Genomic DNA, 16,088 nt, shown 5'->3' on the forward strand with positions numbered 1-16,088 from the left:
TCCGGCCCGGTTTGCTACCGCCGGTCGTCTGAGCATATCTCGCTGAGGATAACAATCGACAGGGGGGAGGAATGGGCTTGCAAAATCGGCTCGATGAGTCCCGGTTACTGTCCGTTCCTGTGCTGTCCATGCAATCTCAAGCGGGTATGAGCAGCTTCAGCGTTCGACTCACGACTGCCCAAACATCCGACTAATCGACTGGACAGTAAATCGCCCCAGGCGAATGATGCAAGCCAGCTGCATCGGAACAGACCTCGAATAAAAACAACGGAGGGTTGCCTACCGACTATGAACATTCTCTACGATGAACGCGTCGACGGCGTCCTGCCTGACGTCGACAAACAGGCGCTGCTGCACGCCCTGCAGACTCGCTTGCCTGACCTGGAAATCCTGCACCAGCACGAAGCGCTCAAGCCGTACGAATGCGACGGACTCTCGGCTTATCGCACCACGCCCATGCTGGTGGTGCTGCCGCGCCACATCGATCAGGTCCAGGGCGTGCTTCGAGTCTGCCATGAGCGGCGTGTACCGGTGGTGGCTCGCGGCGCGGGCACCGGGTTGTCCGGCGGTGCGCTGCCGCTGGAAAAAGGCGTGCTGCTGGTGATGGCGCGCTTCAACAACATTCTGCACATCGACCCCGCCGCCCGCACCGCCCGGGTTCAGCCGGGGGTACGCAACCTGGCGATTTCCCAGGCGGCTGCGCCGTTTGGCTTGTATTACGCGCCGGACCCTTCCTCGCAGATCGCCTGTTCCATCGGCGGTAATGTGGCGGAAAACGCCGGTGGCGTGCATTGCCTGAAGTACGGGCTGACCGTGCACAACCTGCTCAAAGTCGACGTGCTAACCGTCGACGGCGAACCTCTGAGCCTGGGGTCCCAGGCCCTCGATGCTCCGGGTTTCGATCTGCTCGCGTTGTTCACCGGCTCCGAAGGCATGCTCGGGGTGATCACCGAGGTCACGGTCAAGCTGCTGCCCAAACCACAAACCGCCAAAGTGCTGCTGGCCGCCTTCGATTGCGTCGAAAAGGCTGGCCGTGCGGTGGGTGACATCATTGCCGCCGGCATCATCCCGGGCGGCCTGGAGATGATGGACAACCTGGCCATTCGCGCCGCCGAAGACTTCATTCACGCCGGCTACCCGGTGGACGCCGAAGCGATTCTGTTGTGTGAACTCGATGGCGTGGAAGCCGACGTCCACGACGACTGCCACCGCGTGCGGCAGGTGCTGGAACAGGCCGGCGCCACCGAAGTGCGCCAGGCTCGGGATGAGGCTGAACGCGTGGGTTTCTGGGCCGGACGCAAGAATGCGTTTCCGGCGGTGGGCCGCCTCTCACCGGATTATTACTGCATGGACGGGACAATCCCGCGCCGCGAACTGCCTGGGGTGCTGCACGCTATCGCGGCGTTATCGACCGAGTACGGCCTGCGGGTGGCGAATGTTTTCCACGCCGGCGACGGCAACATGCACCCGCTGATCCTGTTCGATGCCAATCAACCGGGCGAACTCGACCGCGCCGAAGCCCTGGGCGGCAAGATACTCGAATTGTGCGTGAAGGTCGGCGGCAGCATTACCGGTGAACACGGTGTGGGCCGCGAGAAGATCAATCAGATGTGTGCCCAGTTCAATAGCGATGAGCTGACCGTGTTCCACGCCGTCAAAGCCGCCTTCGACCCCGGCGGATTGCTCAACCCCGGCAAGAACATCCCGACGTTGCATCGATGCGCCGAGTTTGGCGCCATGCACGTTCATCTGGGTCAGGTGCCCTTCCCCGACCTGGAGCGTTTCTGATGCGCAGCGACCCCCCTATCGACGCCAGCGCAGCGCTGCTGGAGCAGGTCAACCAGGCGCTGAACGACGCCACGCCGCTGCGTATCCAGGGCTCCAACAGCAAGGCGTTCCTCGGCCGCGCTGTCACCGGGGAAGTCCTCGACACCCGCGCCCACCGGGGCATCGTCAGCTACGACCCGACGGAACTGGTGATCACCGCCCGTTGCGGCACGCCCTTGGCGGAGCTGGCAGAAGTGCTGGACGCCGCGCACCAGATGCTGCCTTGCGAACCGCCCTCCTTCGGTGAGCACGCCACCGTCGGCGGCATGATTGCCTGCGGACTCTCGGGGCCGCGGCGTCCCTGGTCAGGATCGGTCCGCGACTTTGTCCTCGGGACGCGGGTCATCACCGGACAGGGCAAGCATTTGCGCTTCGGCGGCGAGGTCATGAAGAACGTCGCCGGCTACGATCTGTCGCGCTTGATGGCCGGCAGTTACGGCGCACTTGGGGTGGTGACCGAAGTGTCCCTCAAGGTCCTGCCCAAACCACGGCAAACCTTGAGTATCAGCCTGGAAATGGACACCGACCGTGCCTTGCTGCGCCTGGCGGAATGGGGGCAGCAACCGCTGCCGATCAGCGCGGCGTGTCACGATGGCCAGCGCCTGCACCTGCGGCTCGAAGGGGGCGAAGGCTCGGTAGCGGCGGCCCATGAGCGCTTGGGCGGCGAGTTGCTGGACGCGGCCTACTGGCAAGACCTGAACGAACACAGGTTGAGTTTTTTCGATGAGGAACTGCCCCTTTGGCGCCTGTCCTTGCCGCACAACACGCCCCGACTGGCGCTGCCAGGTACCCAATTGATCGACTGGGGTGGCGCCCAGCGCTGGCTCAAATCCGACGCCGACGTGAGGGTCATTCGCGCGGTGGTCGAAAAAGCCGGCGGGCATGGGACCTGCTACCACCCGGGCCTGATCGACAGTCCCTTCCAACCGCTGCCCGACACGTTGATGCGCTACCACCGGAACCTGAAGCAGCAACTCGATCCACGGGGCATCTTCAACCCCGGTCGCCTGTACGCGGAGCTTTGAACCATGCAGACCACCTTGAGCGAAGACGCCCGCCGACTGCCGCGCGCCGCAGAAGCCGAACGCATCCTGCGCAGTTGCGTGCACTGCGGTTTTTGCAATGCCACTTGCCCGACCTATCAACTGCTGGGCGATGAACTGGATGGCCCGAGGGGGCGCATCTACCTGATCAAGCAGGTGCTCGAAGGCAATGAAGTCACGCGCAAGACCCAGGAACATCTGGACCGTTGCCTGTCTTGCCGTAACTGCGAAACCACCTGCCCCTCCGGCGTCGACTATCACAATTTGCTCGACATCGGCCGGGCGGTGGTCGACGCGGCAGTGCAACGCCCGCTCAGTCAGCGTTTACTGCGCGAAGGGTTGCGCAACGTCGTTCCGAATCCCGCGTTGTTCAACCTGCTGATCGGCAGTGGCCAGCTATTTCGAGCATTGTTGCCCAACACCTTGCAGGCCAAGTTGCCTCGCCGCGTCTACCCGCCAAAACCGCTACCGACCACGCGCCACGCCCGCCAGGTATTGATGCTTGAGGGCTGTGTGCAACCGCACCTGTCACCCAATACCAACGCCGCCACGGCGCGGGTGCTGGATCACCTGGGGATCAGCGTCATATCCACCCGCGAGGCAGGCTGCTGCGGTGCGGTGGATTACCACCTCGACGCTCAGGCTGCGGGCCTTGAGCGCGCCCGCCGCAACATTGATGCATGGTGGCCGAGCATTGAAAACGGGGCCGAGGCCATTGTGCAAACCGCCAGCGGCTGCGGGGCCTTTATCAAGGATTACGGCCACCTGCTCAGCACCGACCCGGCGTATGCCGACAAGGCGCAAAGGGTCAGTGCCCTGGCCAGGGACCTGGTTGAAGTGCTGCGCGGCGAGCCACTGGATAAGCTCGGTGTACACAGCGACCAGCGCCTGGCGTTCCACTGCCCCTGCACCTTGCAGCACGCGCAAAAACTCGGCGGAGCCGTTGAAACCCTGCTGACAAGGCTGGGCTTCGACCTGACCGCGGTTCCCGACGGCCACCTGTGCTGCGGCTCGGCGGGCACCTATTCGCTGACCCAGCCCGAATTGTCGCGGCAACTGCGCGATAACAAGCTGAATGCGTTGGAAAGCGGCCACCCCGACGTCATCGTCACCGCCAACATCGGCTGCCAGTCCCACCTCGACGGCGCAGGACGCACCCCGGTCAGGCACTGGATCGAACTGGTCGAGGCCGCGTTGCCCTCACCAGGTACTGCAGAATCCTTGCGGCTGCACGCACCGAAGCCCACAGCAATCTAGGGGCGCAATGCCTGGATTGAATCGGCCCCCTGTGGTGAGCGGGCTTGCCCCGCGCTGGGGTGCGAAGCAGCCCCAAAACCAGGCGCAGAGGCGTGCCTGATACACCGCATTCGTCTTCATCAGGGGCTGCTTCGCACCCCAGCGCGGGGCAAGCCCGCTCACCACAACAAGCCCGGTCACCACAACAAGCCCGCTCGCCACAGGGTTCTTTGCGCTCTCCCGGACAGGGTTCAGCCACGGAGGCCTTAAGCAAGCGTGAGGAACAACGCCGAGGTCCAGACCCGGGACTGGTCGCGTTGGCGCGCGCAGATGAACAGCGGATGCTCGCGACCCGCGTGCAGATTGAGTGGCGCCAGCTCGATCTGTACAGGTCATTTGAAGGGATCGGCAGACACCCGGCGCTGGGTTTCCTAGCGATAGCCCCGCGCCTGAACGTCGAACAGCTCGGCATAACGTCCACCTGCAGCCATCAGCTGGTGATGGCTGCCCTCCTCCAGAATCTGCCCGCGTTCCAGCACAATAATGTGATCCGCACTGCGCACACTGGAGAAACGGTGGGAAATCAGCAGGGTCATGCGGCCCCTGGCATGCTCACGGAAGTGCTCGAACACCGCCGCTTCAGCCCCGGCATCCAGCGCGGCAGTGGGCTCATCGAGGATCAGCAGATCGGCATCCTGACGCATGTACGCCCGCGACAAGGCGACTTTCTGCCACTGCCCCCCGGACAGTTCCTGGCCTCCAAACCAGCGTCCCAGCTGGGTTGAATAGGTATGGCTCAAGCGCTCGATAAATTCCGCCGCCACACCTTGAGTGGCAGCGCTGCGCCAGCGGGCCTGGTCGTCCAGGGCATCGACGTCCCCCACGCCGAGGTTCTCGCCGACACTCATCTGGTAGCGGATGTAGTCTTGGAAAATAACGCCGATGCGCTGGCGCAGGGTGTGTTCATCCCACTCCTGCAGGTCGCTGCCGTCGAGCAGGATGCGGCCTTCATCCGGGGTATACAGACGGGTCAGCAGTTTGATCAGGCTGGTCTTGCCGGAACCATTTTCACCCACCAGGGCCAGGCTTTTCCCCGGTGCCAGGTGCAGGCTGATATTGCGCAGCGCGGCGGATCCGGCGCCTGGGTAGGTGAACCCCACCTGCTCGCAGCGCAGGCCATCGCCAGGGCGCGCGCCCTCGGTGAGCCGGCCGCGCGGCGTGATCACGGGGGTTTCAAGGTATTCATACAGGTCCGAGAGGAACAGGCTGTCGTCGTACAGCCCGGCAATGGCGCTGAGGCTGGCGGTGATTGCGGCCTGCCCCTGCTTGAACAGCACGATGTACATGGTCATCTGGCCCAGGCTCGTCTGGCCACGCACGGTGTCGAGTACCACCCAGGCGTAGGCCAGGTAAAACGCTGCGGTGCCCAGCAGGCCCAATGCGAAGCCCCAGGCATCGCGGCGCAGCGTCAATTGGCGGTCCTCCGTATACAAGCGCTGGGCGTTGTCGCGATAGCGCTGGAGGAACAGCGGTGCCAGGCCAAACAGCTTGACCTCCTTGGCATGGGACTCGTGGGAGAGCAACGATTCCAGGTAGTTCTGCCGGCGCGTCTCCGGTGCACGCCGGTGGAACAGGCGGAACGCATTGCCGGAAAAATGCGTCTCGGCGAAGAACACCGGCAACGCACCGACCACCAGAATCAACAGGGCCCACGGCGAAAAGTGCACCAGCAGGACAGCAAAGCTGACCAGCGAAATGAGGTTCTGCACCAACCCCAGTCCTTTGGTCACCAGGCTCAGCGGGCGCGTCGAAGCCCCCTGGCGCACGCGCACCAGCTTGTCGTAGAACTCGGCGTCTTCAAATTGCAGCAGCGAAAGGGTCTGGGCTTTCTCCAGGACCATCAGGTTGACCTTCACGCCCAGCTTCACCCGCAACAGCGACTGCTGCATCGACAGCGCCCGTTGTGCCGCCGCCAACAAAGCCAGCACGCCGGCCTCGGCCAGCACGTAGCGCATCACCGGCCACACGGGGGCCTGGCTGCCGGCCGCATGAACCTGCATGGCGTGGACCACGCCATCAACGATGCGCTGTCCAATCCAGGCCGCCAGTGCAGGCAGCAGTCCGGCGACAATCGTCGCCAGCAACAGCCCCGTAAACAGTGGCCGTGAGGTTTCCCACACCAGTCCCAGTGCCCTGCGCGCCTGGGTCGAAAACGCGCTCAATCGATTGAACAGCACCATCAATGTTCCTGAAGTGGGCAAGTCAGGCATCAGGATGACCGGATGCAAGACGCGTTGAGAGAAAGTCGATCAACGCCTTGAGGGCGTTCGGCATACGCTGGCGTGACAGATAGACGGCGTGGATACCGATGGGTTTGATGCGATGCTCGGGAAACAGTCGAACCAAACGTCCTTCCTTGATGGCCTGCTCGGCAGCGAAGTGCGGCAGCATCGAAACACCCGTTCCGCTCAACGCCGCGCGCACGATGATTGACGCCTCGTTAGTACTGAAGCTGCCGGTGACGGGCACCATGACGTTCTCGCCGTCAACGATGAAATGCCAGAGGCTGCGCCCGTAATAGGCGTAAGTCAGGCAATTGTGAACGGCCAAGTCTCTCACGTCTCCAGGGACTCCATGGCGCTGGAGATAGGCAGGACTGGCACAGATGAACGAATCGACTTCGCCGAGCTTCTTCGCGATAACGCCAGGGTCGAGGTGGTCAGTCACTCTGATCGCCAGATCGATACCCTCTTGCGCAAGATTGGTCATGCCATCTGCAATCTGCAAATCGATGGCGACAGCCGGGTAGCGCTGGAGAAACGCCATCAGCACATCCGTCAGGCAATATTCCGCAAAGATCGACGGTGCAGTGATCCTGAGCAATCCCCTGGGCGTACTTTCGGCTTGTGAGCCGAGCACCTTGACGTCCGTCGACAGCGCCACGAGTTCTTTGCAAATGGGTAGCAGTTGTTCGCCGGCCGCTGTCAGGCTGAGTTTGCGCGTGGTCCGGTGCAGCAGCCGTATCTCGGCCCATTCTTCCATCAATCCGATGTAACGGGTGGCCATGGCCCTGGACATATCCAGATGAGTGGCAGCCGCCGAAATGCTTCCCCTGGCGACGGTCTCAAGGAAGACTTTTGCCGCTGTTAATCGATCCATATGCTCGCCCTGCGCAACAAAGCGTCAACTATAGCCCTGTATATCTTCGAAAACTAAGCGAATACGGTAGCGCCCAACGTTCACTTGAGGTGCTTACGATGGCAACCGTATGTTTTCAATCCATTTTTGATCCGCTGTGCCGAACCGGAGCGTTTTGAATGCCTGACTCCCACGGCAAGACCCTGCGTTTGCTGTTCCCACAATGGCAAGGTGGCAACAACCCGTCCTACCACTTCGGAGCCCGGCTGCTGTCCTGGCTGGCGCCTGAACACATCGGCCCGATGGAAGAGGTCCCTGTCAGCCCGCCAGACGACTCGGAACTGGCGCTGGAAGGCGGAATCGTCGGCCGGAGCCCGTTGCTGCGCCAGTTGCACGAGGCGCGCGCGCTGATCGACAAGCATCAACCGGATCGCCTCGTCGTTCTGGGCGGCGACTGCCTGGTGGATCTGGCGCCTTTTGCCTATTTGAATGAGCGTTATGAAGAAGATCTGGCCATTCTATGGATTGATGCTCATCCGGACATTCTGACGCCCAAGGACTTCCAGCATGCCCACGCGATGGTGCTGGGAAACCTGCTGGGCGAAGGAGACCCTGACTTCCTGGAAGTCGTGAAGCGGCCGATTAAACCCGCCAATGTAATGTATGCGGGCCTGCAAAAAACGATGGCAGCTGAAACTGCGATGATTGCCCGGCTGGGACTGTCGAGCGCAGGTCCCGGCGAACTGGCTCACTCCAGCGAACCCGTCCTGCAGTGGCTGACGTCGACAGGGGCGAAACATCTGGCGATCCACTTCGACCTGGACGTGCTGGACCCCACGCTGTTTCGTTCGTTGCTGTTTGCCAATCCTGAAGTTCCTGCCAGCACGTGGGACGGCATCGCTCAGGGAAAAATGACGATGGCGCAGGTGGTTCGCCTCCTTGGCGACGTGGCGAAAGTCGTCGATGTGGTTGGAATCGGCATTGCCGAACACCTGCCGTGGGACGCGTTGGCGCTTAAAAACATGCTGACCAGACTGCCTTTGATCGGCGTGCCAGCAAAGAAATAATGGGCGCAAAGACGCCACCGCCCCAGCAAAACAAGTCGCTGGCACACACGCAACGGCGGATCAGGATGCCCGCCGTTTTGGGCGCCGTCAGTTGCGCGTCAAAAGCGTGTGCGGCGCAACCCCAAACGCCTTGCGAAAAGCATGACTGAAGTGGGAGAAATCGGAAAAACCGAAGTCCAGTGCGGCTTGGGAAACGCTGCGCACCTGGCCGCACTCGATAGCCGCGCGACTGGCATTCAGCCGTTCTTTCCAGATCTCCGCGACCGGGCTTTTCTGATGACGGGCGAATGCGCGGGTCACCGTGCGGGTTGAGACGTGGTGGGCTTGGGCGATCAGTTCGATCGACAGTTCTCGGTCGCTCAAGTGGTGCTGGATGTAGGTCATTATCCGCGCATACAGATCCAGCTCCTGGTGAGTGGTCTTCAGGTCCTGGAGTTCCAGGCTGATCACGAGCAGGTCGATTATCGTGTTGGAGTAACGATTGCAAATGCCTCCATCCTCCAGAAGCACGGGAGTGTTCGCCATCTGGCGCAGCATCTCGCGCAGCGGCACCACGCCAGGGCGGCGGTCATCCAGCACCATTGCGGTGCATTCCGCCACACGCGGCAACCGCTCGGTCAGCAACTGCCGAGGGATGCGCATCAAGTGGTTTTCGCTCCCCCCCAGGCTGAATCGGAACGGTCGGGTTGCGTCATAAAGGAACAAATTACCCGCACCCAGTGTGGCCTTGCGCCCCTCTTGCTCAAGTTCGCCATACCCATTGAGGGTAAAGCCCAGCCACAGGTCGTCGGCGGGGCCACTGCGTAAATGCCGCTCGGAACGGACCCAATGGTGCAGCGGGGACGACAGCCTGGAGACATCCAACGCCCCTACGCCGGAGACCTGGAGCGTTCCGTTGAAATCGCTCTGGGTCGAGGGTTTGCTGTCAGCCATAAGACAATGGCGACACACCACTTCTTTCCAATAATCGAAGCGACGCGGTTGCGAAACGGCAAGGGTGGAATAGTGATTGTTCTGAGCCATGGCACTCACCTTAATGCAACGACTTGAAGCAGCGACACGCTGCCGGTCGATCTTGGAAAGCAAAATTCAGACCACGCCCAGCCCCCTTTATCGCGCCTGAGCCCTGGCATCGGGCATCTGTCTTTTCCAACCAAACGGTTGTCCTGGCGAACAAAGCGAGGCGGTTCGTACCTGCCTGACTATGACCTCACAGCCTGTCCAGCCCGTTACGCCTGAACCTGAAAAAAACAAGGAGCCGCCCATGGAATCTGCGATCGACAAACACCTTAGATGCCCACGGACGTTGTCCCGCCGGGTGCCCGAGGACTACCAGCCGCCCTTCCCTATGTGGGTCGGCCGCGCAGGCGAACAATTGAAGCAGGTAGCGATGGCCTACCTGGGCGTGCAGTTTCGCGGTGAGGCGCAGCGTGAGCGTGCCCTTAAAGCCATGCGCGACATCGTCGGCAGCTTCAGCCTGCCCGACGGCCCGCAGACCCACGACTTGACCCATCACACGGACAACAGTGGCTACGACAACCTGATGATCGTCGGCTACTGGAAGGACGCCGCAGCCTATTGCCGCTGGTTGCGATCACCGCCCGTCAATGACTGGTGGGCATCGCCGGATCGCCTGAACGATGGGCTGGGTTATTTTCGCGAAATCACCGCGCCGCGTGCCGAGCAGTTCGAAACCCTCTATGCGTTCCAGACGCAGTTGCCGGGGGTGGGCGCGATCATGGACACCACCAGCGGCGAGATCGAAGAGCACGGTTACTGGGGGTCGATGCGCGATCGTTTCCCGACGTCCCAGACCGACTGGATGAGCCCCACGGGCGAACTGAAGGTGGTACTGGGCGACCCGGCCAAAGGTGGCCGTGTCGTCGTCATGGGCCATGACAACATCGCGCTGATTCGCTCCGGCCAGGATTGGGCTGACGCCGAGGCTGACGAGCGTTCACTGTACCTCGACGAAATCTTGCCGACATTGCAGGACGGCATGGATTTCCTGCGCGATAACGGTGCGCCCCTGGGCTGCTACAGCAATCGCTTCGTGCGCAACATCGACCTCGACGGCAACTTCCTCGACATGAGCTACAACATCGGCCACTGGCGTTCGGTCGAGAAACTGGAACGCTGGGCCGAATCCCATCCCACCCACCTGCGCATCTTCGTCACCTTCTTCCGTGTGGCGGCCGGCCTGGTGAAGTTGCGGCTGTACCACGAAGTGTCGGTCTCGGACGCCAAAAGCCAGCTGTTCGAGTACATCAACTGCCACCCGCAGACCGGCATGTTGCGTGATGCAGGTGTCGCGCAAAGCTGACACCCGGCACCGCCCCATTCGTCCCGATTATTTTTTGGCCCTCATCTCTAGCGCATGGGGTCGGGGCCACTTTTTGACAGGCATCTGACCATGAAGTGGCACCGCGCTGAGCTGTCCTGTTCAGCCAAGCGAGTGTCCTGTTCAACCAAGCCGCAGTGGCAAAAGAGGCCTAATTTGTTCTCCATTACTACCCGGAATGATCCGACCCCGACAGTGCTGGAAGTGTTTGAACAGTCTCAAGTCTTTCCGCCGCTCATCGATGACATCAAGGAAAATCATGGCCATTATTCGACCCACGCTTGATCAACTGCAGGACCTCGCCACCCAGTTGCACATGCAGCTGACGCCGGAGCAGGCTGCGCAGTACCTGGACCTGATGCAACCGAGTTTCGACGCGTACGACCTGGTCGATGAGCTGCCTGATTTCGTTCCGCCCGTACGCTACGAACGCAGTTCGGGCTATCGGCCCTCGGACAAGGAAAACCCGTTGAACGCCTGGTACTACCGGGCCGAAGTGAATGGAGCCCGTGAGGGCCTGCTGGCCGGCAAAACCGTCGCGCTGAAAGACAACATCGCCCTGGCAGGCGTGCCGCTCATGAACGGCGCTGCGCCCCTGGCCGGTTTCGTGCCGTCATTCGACGCCACCGTGGTCACGCGCCTGCTGGATGCCGGGGCAACGATCCTGGGCAAGGCCACCTGTGAGCATTACTGTTTGTCCGGCGGCAGTCATACCTCTGATCCTGCCCCCGTGCACAACCCCCATCGTCACGGTTATGCGGCTGGCGGTTCTTCCTCGGGCAGTGCGGCGTTGGTCGCCGCCGGAGAGGTGGACATGGCCGTTGGCGGTGATCAAGGCGGGTCCATCCGAATCCCGTCGTCCTTCTGCGGCACCTACGGCATGAAGCCGACCCATGGCCTGGTGCCCTACTCCGGGATCATGGCGATTGAAGCCACGATCGACCATGTCGGCCCCATTACCGCCAACGTGCGCGACAACGCGCTGATGCTGCAAGCCATGGCCGGCGCGGATGGGCTTGACCCGCGCCAGGCTGCGCCGCAAGTCGACGACTATCACAGCTACCTGACGAGGGGCGTGCGCGGGCTCAAAATCGGTGTGTTGCAAGAGGGCTTCGCACTGGCCAACCAGGACCCTCGCGTCGCCGAGAAAGTGCGTAACGCCATCGCTCGTCTCGAGGCGTTGGGCGCGCAGGTCGAGGCGGTGTCCGTTCCCGAGCACAACCTGGCGGGCTCGTTGTGGCACCCCATCGGCTGCGAAGGCTTGACCATGCAGATGATGCATGCCAACGGCGCGGGCTTTAACTGGAAAGGCCTCTACGATGTCGGCCTGCTGGACAAACAGGTCGGCTGGCGCGAGCAGGCCGACCAATTGTCCGCGTCGCTCAAGCTGTGCATGTTCGTCGGCCAATACGGGCTGAACCACTACAACGGACGTTATTACGCCAAGGCGCAAAACCTCGCGCGCTTTGCCCGGCAGGGCTATGACAAGGCGCTGCAGACCTACGACCTGCTGCTGATGCCGACCACGCCGATCATTGCCCAACCTCACCCACCGGCGGATTGCTCGATCACTGAGTACGTGGCGCGCGCGCTGGAAATGATCGGCAACACCGCGCCACAGGACATCACCGGGCATCCCGCCCTGTCGATTCCATGCGGGCGGGTAGACGGCCTGCCCGTCGGGCTGATGCTGGTCGCCAAACACTATGCCGAAGGCACCCTTTACCAGGCTGCGGCGGCGTTTGAAGCCTCCGTGGACTGGCGCACGCTCTGAGCCGTCTACGGGCGCCGCCGGCGCCCGTAGAACAATAAGAAATCCAATGACTTTACCACCGTGTTGACTGATAGGAATGACCCCATGAGTACAGCTACTTCAACGCCCGGCGAAAGAGCCTGGGCATTGTTTCAAGTCCTCAAGAGCAAGGAACTCATCCCGGAGGGGTATGTCGAGCAGCTCACGCAATTGATGGAGCACGGCTGGAGCCCCGAGAACGGCGCCCGTGTAGTGGCCAAGGCGTGGGTCGACCCGCAGTTCCGGGCACTGTTGCTCAAGGACGGCACCGCGGCCTGCGCCCAGTTCGGCTACACCGGCCCCCAGGGCGAATACATCGTCGCCCTGGAGGACACGCCGACGCTGAAGAACGTGATTGTCTGCAGCCTGTGCTCCTGCACCAACTGGCCGGTCCTCGGCCTGCCACCGGAGTGGTACAAGGGTTTCGAGTTCCGCGCACGCCTGGTCCGGGAGGGGCGCACGGTACTGCGCGAGCTGGGGACGGAGTTGCCCCGGGACATGGTGGTCAAGGTCTGGGATACCAGCGCCGAAAGCCGCTACCTGGTGCTGCCGGTCAGGCCGGAAGGCTCAGAACACATGAGCGAAGAGCAGCTTCAAGCGCTGGTGACCAAAGACGTGCTGATCGGCGTCGCCCTGCCCCGCGTGGGCTGAAAACAACACCTCATCATCGTTCACTCCCGGAGTTTTGATTATGGATGGCTTTCACGATCTCGGCGGTTTCCAAGGCTTTGGAAAAGTCCCTCACACCATCAACAGCCTGAGCTACAAACAGGTGTTCAAGCAGGACTGGGAGCATCTGGCCTACAGCTTGATGTTCATCGGTGCCGACCACTTGAAAAAGTTCAGCGTGGACGAAGTGCGTCACGCCGTCGAACGCCTGGATGTGCGCCAGCATGTCGGCACCCAGTACTACGAACGCTACGTCATCGCGACCGCTACCCTGCTGGTCGAAACCGGCGTGATCACCCAGGCGGAGCTTGATCAGGCCTTGGGCTCCCACTTCAAGCTGGCGAATCCCGCCCATGCCGAGGGCCGCCCGGCGATCACGGGGCGGCCGCCCTTCGAGGTGGGGGATCGGGTGGTGGTGCGAGACGAATATGTGGCTGGGCACATCCGCATGCCCGCCTACGTGCGCGGCAAGGAAGGCGTGGTCCTGCACCGCACGTCAGAGAAATGGCCGTTCCCGGACGCAATCGGGCATGGCGATGTAAGCGCCGCCCATCAACCCACCTACCACGTCGAGTTCGCCGTGAAAGACCTGTGGGGAGATGCGGCCGATGAGGGTTTTGTGGTGGTCGACCTGTTCGAAAGCTACCTGGACAAGGCCGCCGGCGCGCGCGCGGTGAACCCATGACAGACGGCGCCCAGGCAAGCCGACTGCCGGTGACGGTCCTTTCGGGCTTCCTCGGCGCCGGCAAAACCACCCTGCTCAACCACATCCTGCGCAATCGCGAAGGCCTGCGCGTGGCCGTCATCGTCAACGACATGAGCGAAGTCAATATCGATGCCGAAGAAGTGCAGCGCGATGTCGCGCTGCACCGTGGTCGCGATGAGTTGATCGAGATGAGCAACGGGTGCATCTGCTGCACCCTGCGCGCCGATTTGCTCGAGCAGATCAGCATGCTCGCACGCCAGCAGCGTTTCGATTACCTGCTGATTGAGTCCACGGGGATCTCCGAGCCGATGCCGGTCGCGGAGACGTTCGCCTTCCTTGACGCTGATGGCTTCAGCCTCAGCGAACTGGCGCGCCTGGACACCTTGGTGACGGTGGTCGATGGCAGTCGTTTCCAGGAACTGCTCGAATCGCCGGACACCGTGGCCCAGGATGACGCTACGCCGGACACGCCCAAGCGCCACCTGGCCGATCTGCTGATCGAACAGGTGGAGTACGCCAACGTCATTCTCGTCAACAAGCTGGATCTGATCGATGCAGCGCAGTATCAGGCCGTGCAGGCGATCCTCACGGGACTTAACCCGACGGCGCGGATCATGCCGATGGCCCACGGTAATATCCCGTCAGCCAGCCTCCTCGGCACCCATCTGTTTGATTTACCCAGCCTCGCGGCGTCGCCGGGCTGGATGCGGAAAATGGAGGCGACCGACGCGCCGGTCTCCGAGTCGGACACCTATGGCGTGACGTCCTGGGTGTACCGTGAGCGCGCGCCTTTCCACCCGCAACGGTTGCTCGACTTTCTCCAGCAGCCCTGGAGCAACGGGCGGTTGCTGCGCAGCAAAGGTTACTTCTGGCTCGCCAGCCGCCACCTGGAAACCGGCCTGCTGGTGCAAAGCGGCAAGCGGTTCCAGTGGGACTATGTCGGGCGCTGGTGGAACTTCATCGAGCCGTCGCAATGGCCCCGGGACGAATACCGGCTGCAGGGCATCAGGGCCAAATGGGACAGCGTGGTCGGCGACTGCCGGCAGGAGTTGGTGTTTATCGGCCAGGGCCTCGACACCGACGCGTTACAGCGCGAGCTCGACCACTGCCTGCTGAGCGCCCAGGAAATCGCCGCCGGCCCACTGGCCTGGCAGGCACTGCCGGGGGCGACCGCCTTTGACCGACAGGCCCTTGCCCGCCCCCCCACACAGCCCATGGCGATTGCCCCCATTTGATCCGAGATAGAGGTGCCCCATGCTCTTTTTCAGCCGAACCAGCCGCTGGGTATTGGCTCCGCTTGCCGACAGACTGGATGAGCCTGACCAGGCGAGTACACCGCTGTCGTCGAGCAACCCGTTATTGCGACGCATCCTGGCGGGCGTCGAGACATTGCTGCAAGAGCGGCGAGCCCTGAAAGCACAGACACACGCGCTGGCATTGGAAGCCACCCAATTGACCGAACACCTGGCCCGCCGCGACACGCTTTTACAGGAGCAGGAGGCGCGCTGGGCACTTATCGCCCAAGGCGCAGGTGAACTGTTTTGGGAACTGCAACCGGCAGGTATTGCTGCACCCGCACCGGAGTGGGCTATGAAGTGGACAGGGTCCGCGTCGATCCCGACCCAAGGTATTGATCAACTTGGCCGCTGGAACGAGCACCTGCACGCGACGGACCGGCAACGCATTCTCGACGCGCTGGCCCGGCACCTGGCTGATCGCAGCGGGCGAACGCCCTTTGCGCTGGACGTACGCATGGCCCTTGCATCAGACGGTGACTATCGTTGGTGCAGGATCAGCGGTGTGTCACGCCGCGATGCGCAAGGGGTACCGGTCGCCATCGGCGGAAGCCTGCGTGACATTCATGAACAGCGCCTGCACGAAGAGTCACTCGAACTGGCGGCCACACGCTTCGAGATTTCCCGTGAAATGCTCCATGACGGGCTCTGGGACATTGAGGTAGTGGCGGGTGACCCGGCGAACCCGAACAACACCATCTGGTGGTCTTCGCAAATGCGGCGACTGCTGGGGTACACCACGGTTGAGGAATTTCCCAATACATTGGAAAGCTGGACCTCACGCTTGCATCCAGACGACAGCGCGCGGGCAATCGCGGCGTTTGTCGCCCACGTCGAAGACCACAGCGGCAAAACGCCCTTTGATGTCGATTATCGGCTCAAGCACAGCAGTGGCAATTACCGCTGGTTTCGCGGCCGTGGGCAAACGCGCCGCGCAGAGGACGGTTCCCCGCAAAGGGTGGTGGGCGCCATTA

12 protein-coding genes and 1 pseudogene are annotated in these 16,088 nt (G+C 62.2%); 10 read left to right on the forward strand and 3 right to left on the reverse strand.

Going from position 1 to position 16,088, the window contains the following annotated elements; genetic code table 11:
* Positions 1-288 precede the first annotated feature (288 nt).
* Genes glcD through glcF form a run of 3 tightly spaced genes read left to right on the forward strand, consistent with a single transcriptional unit; the run spans position 289 to position 4,127 of the window.
* Positions 289-1,788 (forward strand): glycolate oxidase subunit GlcD, encoded by a 1,500-nt coding sequence (glcD, locus tag AC07OT_RS29595; RefSeq protein ID WP_495109746.1) that lies wholly within the window; start codon positions 289-291, stop codon positions 1,786-1,788.
* Positions 1,788-2,852, forward strand: a complete 1,065-nt coding sequence (gene glcE, locus AC07OT_RS29600; RefSeq protein ID WP_495109747.1) for a glycolate oxidase subunit GlcE — start codon at positions 1,788-1,790, stop codon at positions 2,850-2,852. The genes glcD and glcE overlap by 1 nt, the downstream gene beginning before the upstream one ends.
* A 3-nt stretch (positions 2,853-2,855) precedes the next feature.
* Complete coding sequence (glcF, locus tag AC07OT_RS29605; RefSeq protein ID WP_495109748.1) at positions 2,856-4,127, forward strand: glycolate oxidase subunit GlcF; 1,272 nt, start codon at positions 2,856-2,858, stop codon at positions 4,125-4,127.
* 410 nt (positions 4,128-4,537) lie between these two features.
* On the opposite strand, the gene AC07OT_RS29610 is transcribed toward glcF, so the two are convergent.
* Positions 4,538-6,346: an ABC transporter ATP-binding protein gene (locus tag AC07OT_RS29610; protein WP_495109749.1), complete on the reverse strand. Its 1,809-nt coding sequence runs from the start codon at positions 6,344-6,346 to the stop codon at positions 4,538-4,540.
* Between the two features lie 22 nt (positions 6,347-6,368).
* On the reverse strand, positions 6,369-7,265 hold the full coding sequence (locus AC07OT_RS29615; protein ID WP_495109750.1) for a LysR family transcriptional regulator: 897 nt from the start codon (positions 7,263-7,265) through the stop codon (positions 6,369-6,371).
* A gap of 158 nt (positions 7,266-7,423) precedes the next feature.
* On the opposite strand from AC07OT_RS29615, the gene AC07OT_RS29620 reads away from it, so the two are divergent.
* A complete protein-coding gene (locus AC07OT_RS29620; protein ID WP_495109751.1) occupies positions 7,424-8,311 on the forward strand; it encodes an arginase family protein in 888 nt (295 codons plus the stop codon).
* An 87-nt stretch (positions 8,312-8,398) separates the two neighbouring features.
* Here AC07OT_RS29620 and AC07OT_RS29625 read toward each other — a convergent pair whose 3' ends face one another.
* The gene (locus AC07OT_RS29625; protein ID WP_027605702.1) at positions 8,399-9,334 is read right to left on the reverse strand and encodes an AraC-like ligand-binding domain-containing protein; all 936 of its coding nucleotides are present in this window, start codon (positions 9,332-9,334) and stop codon (positions 8,399-8,401) included.
* 241 nt (positions 9,335-9,575) lie between these two features.
* On the opposite strand from AC07OT_RS29625, the gene oxdA reads away from it, so the two are divergent.
* The 6 genes and pseudogenes from oxdA to AC07OT_RS29655 form a co-directional block, all read left to right on the forward strand.
* Positions 9,576-10,634, forward strand: coding sequence for an aliphatic aldoxime dehydratase (gene oxdA, locus AC07OT_RS29630; RefSeq protein ID WP_495109752.1), 1,059 nt, complete (start codon positions 9,576-9,578; stop codon positions 10,632-10,634).
* A 277-nt stretch (positions 10,635-10,911) separates the two neighbouring features.
* Positions 10,912-12,426, forward strand: a complete 1,515-nt coding sequence (locus AC07OT_RS29635) for an amidase (RefSeq protein WP_495109753.1) — start codon at positions 10,912-10,914, stop codon at positions 12,424-12,426.
* A gap of 84 nt (positions 12,427-12,510) precedes the next feature.
* A complete protein-coding gene (gene nthA / locus AC07OT_RS29640; RefSeq protein WP_065941365.1) occupies positions 12,511-13,095 on the forward strand; it encodes a nitrile hydratase subunit alpha in 585 nt (194 codons plus the stop codon).
* A gap of 40 nt (positions 13,096-13,135) precedes the next feature.
* On the forward strand, positions 13,136-13,798 hold the full coding sequence (nthB, locus tag AC07OT_RS29645) for a nitrile hydratase subunit beta (protein ID WP_108574453.1): 663 nt from the start codon (positions 13,136-13,138) through the stop codon (positions 13,796-13,798).
* On the forward strand, positions 13,795-15,054 hold the full coding sequence (locus tag AC07OT_RS29650) for a GTP-binding protein (RefSeq protein ID WP_495109754.1): 1,260 nt from the start codon (positions 13,795-13,797) through the stop codon (positions 15,052-15,054). Before nthB ends, AC07OT_RS29650 begins: the two co-directional genes overlap by 4 nt.
* Before the next feature lie 355 nt (positions 15,055-15,409).
* Positions 15,410-16,072, forward strand: a pseudogene (locus AC07OT_RS29655) (PAS domain-containing protein); the annotation flags it as partial.
* Between the last annotated feature and the right edge of the window lie 16 nt (positions 16,073-16,088).

It is taken from the genome of Pseudomonas sp. GW821-FHT09C10 (genome assembly GCF_059418085.1).

Excerpts from the sequence above, each read along its gene's own strand:
- oxdA (WP_495109752.1), top strand. The coding sequence starts at position 9,576 with ATGGAATCTGCGATCGACAAACACCTTAGATGCCCACGGACGTTGTCC.
- AC07OT_RS29620 (WP_495109751.1), top strand. The coding sequence starts at position 7,424 with ATGCCTGACTCCCACGGCAAGACCCTGCGTTTGCTGTTCCCACAATGG.
- nthA (WP_065941365.1), top strand. The coding sequence starts at position 12,511 with ATGAGTACAGCTACTTCAACGCCCGGCGAAAGAGCCTGGGCATTGTTT.
- AC07OT_RS29615 (WP_495109750.1), bottom strand. The coding sequence starts at position 7,265 with ATGGATCGATTAACAGCGGCAAAAGTCTTCCTTGAGACCGTCGCCAGG.
- glcE (WP_495109747.1), top strand. The coding sequence starts at position 1,788 with ATGCGCAGCGACCCCCCTATCGACGCCAGCGCAGCGCTGCTGGAGCAG.
- AC07OT_RS29650 (WP_495109754.1), top strand. The coding sequence starts at position 13,795 with ATGACAGACGGCGCCCAGGCAAGCCGACTGCCGGTGACGGTCCTTTCG.
- nthB (WP_108574453.1), top strand. The coding sequence starts at position 13,136 with ATGGATGGCTTTCACGATCTCGGCGGTTTCCAAGGCTTTGGAAAAGTC.
- AC07OT_RS29625 (WP_027605702.1), bottom strand. The coding sequence starts at position 9,334 with ATGGCTCAGAACAATCACTATTCCACCCTTGCCGTTTCGCAACCGCGT.
- glcD (WP_495109746.1), top strand. The coding sequence starts at position 289 with ATGAACATTCTCTACGATGAACGCGTCGACGGCGTCCTGCCTGACGTC.
- glcF (WP_495109748.1), top strand. The coding sequence starts at position 2,856 with ATGCAGACCACCTTGAGCGAAGACGCCCGCCGACTGCCGCGCGCCGCA.
- AC07OT_RS29610 (WP_495109749.1), bottom strand. The coding sequence starts at position 6,346 with ATGGTGCTGTTCAATCGATTGAGCGCGTTTTCGACCCAGGCGCGCAGG.
- AC07OT_RS29635 (WP_495109753.1), top strand. The coding sequence starts at position 10,912 with ATGGCCATTATTCGACCCACGCTTGATCAACTGCAGGACCTCGCCACC.